This window comes from Clostridiales bacterium (genome assembly GCA_030016385.1).
Classification (GTDB): domain Bacteria; phylum Bacillota; class Clostridia; order Clostridiales; family Oxobacteraceae; genus JASEJN01.
On the sequence record JASEJN010000100.1, the window covers coordinates 1 to 5386 of the forward strand.

5 protein-coding genes are annotated in these 5386 nt (G+C 35.9%); all 5 read right to left on the reverse strand.

Annotated features, from left to right (window positions below; all coding sequences use genetic code 11):
- Positions 1 to 142 precede the first annotated feature (142 nt).
- Positions 143 to 721, reverse strand: a complete 579-nt coding sequence (locus QME45_14305; GenBank protein MDI6619802.1) for a hypothetical protein — start codon at positions 719 to 721, stop codon at positions 143 to 145.
- A gap of 224 nt (positions 722 to 945) precedes the next feature.
- Positions 946 to 2346: a hypothetical protein gene (locus QME45_14310; protein MDI6619803.1), complete on the reverse strand. Its 1401-nt coding sequence runs from the start codon at positions 2344 to 2346 to the stop codon at positions 946 to 948.
- A 146-nt stretch (positions 2347 to 2492) separates the two neighbouring features.
- Positions 2493 to 3347 carry a 16S rRNA (adenine(1518)-N(6)/adenine(1519)-N(6))-dimethyltransferase RsmA gene (gene rsmA / locus QME45_14315; GenBank protein MDI6619804.1) on the reverse strand — a complete coding sequence of 285 codons (855 nt, stop codon included), beginning with the start codon at positions 3345 to 3347 and terminating at the stop codon, positions 2493 to 2495.
- Positions 3348 to 3388: 41 nt separating this feature from the next.
- Complete coding sequence (rnmV, locus tag QME45_14320) at positions 3389 to 3919, reverse strand: ribonuclease M5 (protein ID MDI6619805.1); 531 nt, start codon at positions 3917 to 3919, stop codon at positions 3389 to 3391.
- Positions 3920 to 4005: 86 nt separating this feature from the next.
- Positions 4006 to 5052 carry a ubiquitin-like domain-containing protein gene (locus tag QME45_14325; protein ID MDI6619806.1) on the reverse strand — a complete coding sequence of 349 codons (1047 nt, stop codon included), beginning with the start codon at positions 5050 to 5052 and terminating at the stop codon, positions 4006 to 4008.
- Between the last annotated feature and the right edge of the window lie 334 nt (positions 5053 to 5386).

Consider the following 5386-nt stretch of genomic DNA (forward strand, 5'->3'; position numbering starts at 1 on the left):
TTGAATCTGGCGAATGAGTGTTCAAAATAACATAAGCTCATATTACGAATCGAAGTATATTTATATTATATTATTCAAATTATTAAATTCATATACAAAAATGTAAAATTATATTTCCTTGGAAATATAATTTTACATTTTTCTATTTTAAATCAGCTGATGCTGCAATATTTAAAAAATACATATGATACTCATCTTTCCAGTCATTTTCGTCCATATAAAAAGCGAATCTGTAAAAAGTATCACCTTTGTCCATAACAAATACCTCAAATGCTTTAGTATATTTCTTATTCTCTACTTCTTTGCTGTATTTAAGAAGGTATCCGCTAAGTCCGTTTATTTTTATCTGTTCTATCGTATAATATTTAAAAGATACGGTACCGCTCAGGCTGTTGTTTCCATCGGATATAAACTTTGAAAGAGGTATATTAATGTTCCATATTTGCACAAAACCGCGAATTTTTTTATCATCCGATGCGAAATCATTATGATACAGAATTTCATTCCCTGCAAATTTTTGTTCGGATGTTTTCCAGGATAATGGAAGTTTGTATGTAAATTTCCCACTAAAACCGGTATATTCTTTAAACTTTTCATCCTCAGTTTGGGAGTTTGTTGAAACACCTGCCGATCTATAAAATACTGAAATGATTATAACACATAACATCATGCAATAAATTACAAGTGTAATTTTTTTTGTACTCTTTAAACAGCTAAACACGATTTTCAAGCCCCCAGTCATTTATTCATACCCAGGTGCATATTTTATGTTTGAAGAATATATATGTACCCTTCATACCCTTTCGATGTTTCAATTTCGGTATGAATAAGCCTGTAATGTTTTAAATAACACAACGAAAATTTTAAGCAAAACCCAAACATAAAGACAGGTAGAATAAATGAACCCTGCCTGTCTTTATGTTGTATTATTTCTTTTCAATTACTTTACATTATTTTTCCTGTTATAGGGTCATATATCATAATCCAGTATCCGTCGCCGTGATCATCCCCCGATATCCACCTCATAAATCCGGTTTTTCCTTCATAAGGCTGCTCAGGCGGAATATTTCTTCCATGTATGCCATATAAAAGTGCTATGACATTTTTATTTCCGTCATATTTGATGCCAAAAATATAATGTCCTGACTTTCGTATATATTTATAGTAGTTGAACATAGGATTGTACATCATCGGGTAAAAAACAAGGTCATAGCACGGATACATCGTCATCTTGTAGCCATCTCTCTTATATTTATCCATAGTTACTTTCCACATCGTGCAATCTTTGAGATCGCCGTGTTTTCCCACCTTCTCATAATCTTCCAGTATATCCTCGAGCATTTTCCTTATTATCTGCCTGTAATTAGATTTATAATAATCCATGTACACACATTTATCATAGCCATACACCGGACATTTAAAATAATGCTTATGTTTCTCATCATTTTTATGCCCTGTTCTGATTTCCTCTTCGGGTTCAATTTCCTCACTATCTGCCTGATTCTCGTCCTCTCTTTCACTCTTACTTGCGGTCACGTCATAGTCCTTTGTATCTTCCTCTTTTTCTATATCTTCCCTTTCCTGCTCATCCGATTTCTGAGCCTCTTCCTTTACTTCATGATCTTCTGTAATTCTATCATCGGCCTGCACATTTTCTTCCGCTTGGGCCTTAGGTGTTTCCTCGGCAGGCGTTTCTTCAAAATGTGATTCCTGCACTTTATTCTCGCTCTTTGCTATCTCCGCCTCTTTTTCAGGGACATCCTCCGGCTTTTCAGCGCTGTTTGCTTCATTATTTTCTCCGCTTTCAATAATCTTTTTAATTTTTTGCTCATATTCATCAAATTTTTTTGCTTCTCCCGTTTTTGCAGTATCCTCTTTGTTTTCAGAATCCTTCTGCTGCTTTTTGGTTTCAAGGAGCCTGTATCTCCATTCAAACTTTTCCTTGCTCATATAGCCTGCAAGAGGCGCTATTATATCCGCCGTATCCTTTCTCTCCGCGACTACTGCCGCTCCATTGAATTTTTCTATCGGAGTTTTTGAATTAAATGCATTTAGAGAGCCGGATTCCCATGTAGATTCTCCCCTTCCAAGTTCATCTATGTTCATTATTCCAAGATATACCGTACAATCTTTATCATCCTGATGGCTTATCAAATAACATTTATAAAGGCATTCAGCGGATTCGAAAAACTTTAAATTCTGTACATACATCGTAACCTTGCTCTTATCGTTTCTTGTCTCTATCTTGGCATACCCTGTCGGCGGCCTGTCGGGACTTATGCCATAACCCTTGTCTTCTTCCTGAAATATAATAAAGAATCTATTGTAACTTTTTCTGGCTGACAATTGATTCCCTCCCGAAATAAATTTATTCATTATAATATATGTACGATTACTTCTAAAGAGACAAAAAAAGAAGGTAATATCCTTCTTTTTTTTGTTTATTTAACTTTAATGCTTGGCTAACCTAAATGTTAGTCAAATCCATAATATTATGAATTGAAGCCGCGCACAGCCGATATTTTATATATCTCATTCGAAAGAGAAGCAAATTCGCATATGGAAAGCGTTTCACCCCTTCTTGTGGGGTCGATATTGCTATTTTCAAATGCCATATACAATTTTTCTTTTGAAATTCCCATGCATTTTAAAGCATTTGATAACGTTTTTCTCCTCTGATTGAAAGAATACCTGATCACATTGAAAAACAAATCCACATTGGTTGCATATACAGGAGGTTTTTTATAAACATCAAGTTTTATTATTGCCGATTCAACCTTTGGACTTGGCACAAAGAAATGAGGAGGAACGATCGATACAATATCAGGCTTTGAATAATACTGAACAAGCAATGATAACGCTCCATAATCCTTCCCTCCGGGAACTGCCACCATCCTTTCGGCGACTTCTTTTTGAACCATGAGTACGATATTTGAAACATTGAGATTTTCACTAAAAAATTTAGAAATAAGAGGAGTAGTTATATAATACGGCAGATTAGCACAGATATAAAACGGCTCTTCTAAATATTCTTTTGACAATTTGTTAAGGTCCGTTTTAAGTGCGTCGCCATGATATAGTTCTATGTTATCATAACCTTTAAGAATCTCGTTTAAAATAGAGATTAAATGATCATCTACCTCTATTGCCAGTACCCTTTTGGCACGCCTGGCTATTTTTTCAGTAAGTGTTCCTATTCCCGGACCTATCTCAAGCACTGAATCCTCATGTCCGAATCCTGCTGCATTTACGATTGTATCCAGTGTGCTATCATCTTTTAAAAAGTTCTGTCCCAATCTTTTATTAAATTTAAATTTGTATTTTTCTAAAATATCCCTTATCCTGATATTCCTTAATAAATCATCCAAATTCACAACCACCCTTAAATTTATATCTTGCTCAAAGCGCTGTTAAATTCTTCCCTTGTAACCCCATAATTATTTAGCCTCGATAGAAATTGCTTGCAATTGCCATAGCCGATTCCCAGTATTCTCCCCATCTTCGCCCTTTTCTTGCTTGAATCGGGAGTGCACTCCAGCCCATTTTTTATCAGATCATCCACCGTGAATTCCTGCCTTTTTTCTATAGCTTCCACCCTTGCCCTGTTCAGGGCATCGATTATATCTTCAGGCTTTGCATTTTCAACTCCGATATCCCCATCTTTCATGGCATTTTGAACAGGTAAAAATGCATGTCTGCACCCGGGGACTTTTCTGCTTATATATTTTCTTATCCTTTCTCCTGCATAATCAGGATCAGTAAGGATTATAACGCCCCTTCTTAAATTTGCAAAATGAATCCTTTTTAGTGTATCCTTTGGAAATGAATATCCCCCTGTTACGATTATCTCCGCATCGACAGCTTTTTTTACAGCTAAATAATCATCTCTTCCTTCTACGACTATGACTTCCCTTATCACCTTATTATCCCCGCCTTAACATTTAGTAAAGTTAATAATAAATACAGCAGGGTAATCCACCCTGCTGTATTTATTATACCATCACATCATTTTAAAATATACACCTTTACGTAATGCGTTCGCCATTTTGTGTATTCCGATGAGCTGCTGTCAAAGAACAAATCGATAATATTTCCTTTTACAGCACCTCCTACATCTTCTGCAATGGCATATCCGTATCCTTCAATCCACAGCCTGCTCCCCAGCGGGATAACATTCGGGTCCACCGCTGCAGTGCTCCATTTGCTCCCGTCCGAATATCTCCTCGGCTTTACACCTGTTGCGGTATTTCCTCCTACCTTTCCTGTACATTCAATAGTATCTGAATAGGATGTAGCCTTCATGGTAATCACCCTATTAAATTTTATCGTTTCTCCTCTGGAAGCAGGACGCCAATCTAATGTCCCGACTGCAATTAAATTGCTTAAGGCCGGCTTATTGATTTTCTCACCGACAATCTCGCGTTTTTTTTCAACGCCATCTTCATAAGTTATCTTAATTGTGGTCATCTTTTCGCCATTACTGCCGTTTCGCAGTACCTTTTCTACTCCTCTCTCCCATTCTGGCATTTCCTTTATTTCCTTTACATATGCAATGTTTTGCTTTTGAGTTATCTCTTTCTCAGTAACTCTGACGATTTTAACAGACAAATTTCCCGACACTATCGTATTTGTATCCGGATAAACCTTATCTTTTTCGCTTACTTTGATACCTTCCGATATTAACAAATCTTCAACGGTCTCCGCCGCTGATAAAAACTGCAGCTCTTTTCCATCGATAAATACCTTTACCGGAACTGCCCTTTTAATGACTATTTTCATACCATCCTTAACAGCGCTTTTAAGAAATGGAGAAACTTTATCCTTTTGGTTTAGTTGTATTTTGTTTTCCTTAAGTACGTCTTTTACCGTCCCCTTGAATGTGACAACATCCTTTTTGCCGTCATTTTCGTATATAGCAACAGCTTTTTGTGATGCTCCCACCATTATCAAAACAGCCGATACTATAAGTATTGCCACAGACACACAAAGTCCGGTAATTACCCGGTTGTTTGAAAAACAAGCCAAAGGTTTATTCTTCAAAACAATCTTCATATATAGCAGACCTCCTTTGCGGAGATTGGAGTAGCTTGTTGAATTATACTATAGTAGAAATAATATGTCAAATTTGCCATAATGTTTACACAGTTTTCACTTTCTTATTTTTTTCATAAATGCCATATACAAAATTATATCCATCTAATTTTATTATATACAATTAGTTGCTTGTACATGCCTTCAATTTCATGTAATAACAATAAAGAACCTTTCTAATCGTGAATTTGCTATGAAAATGCCCATTAAGAAAGTATATCTTAGATTTGTAATTTAGGATTATGTTATTTTGAACACTCATTCGGCAGATTCAAGTTTTGTAAGTTCTAAGGCC

Coding starts and splice junctions, on each gene's coding strand:
- QME45_14325 (MDI6619806.1), bottom strand. CDS start 5,052: ATGAAGATTGTTTTGAAGAATAAACCTTTGGCTTGTTTTTCAAACAAC.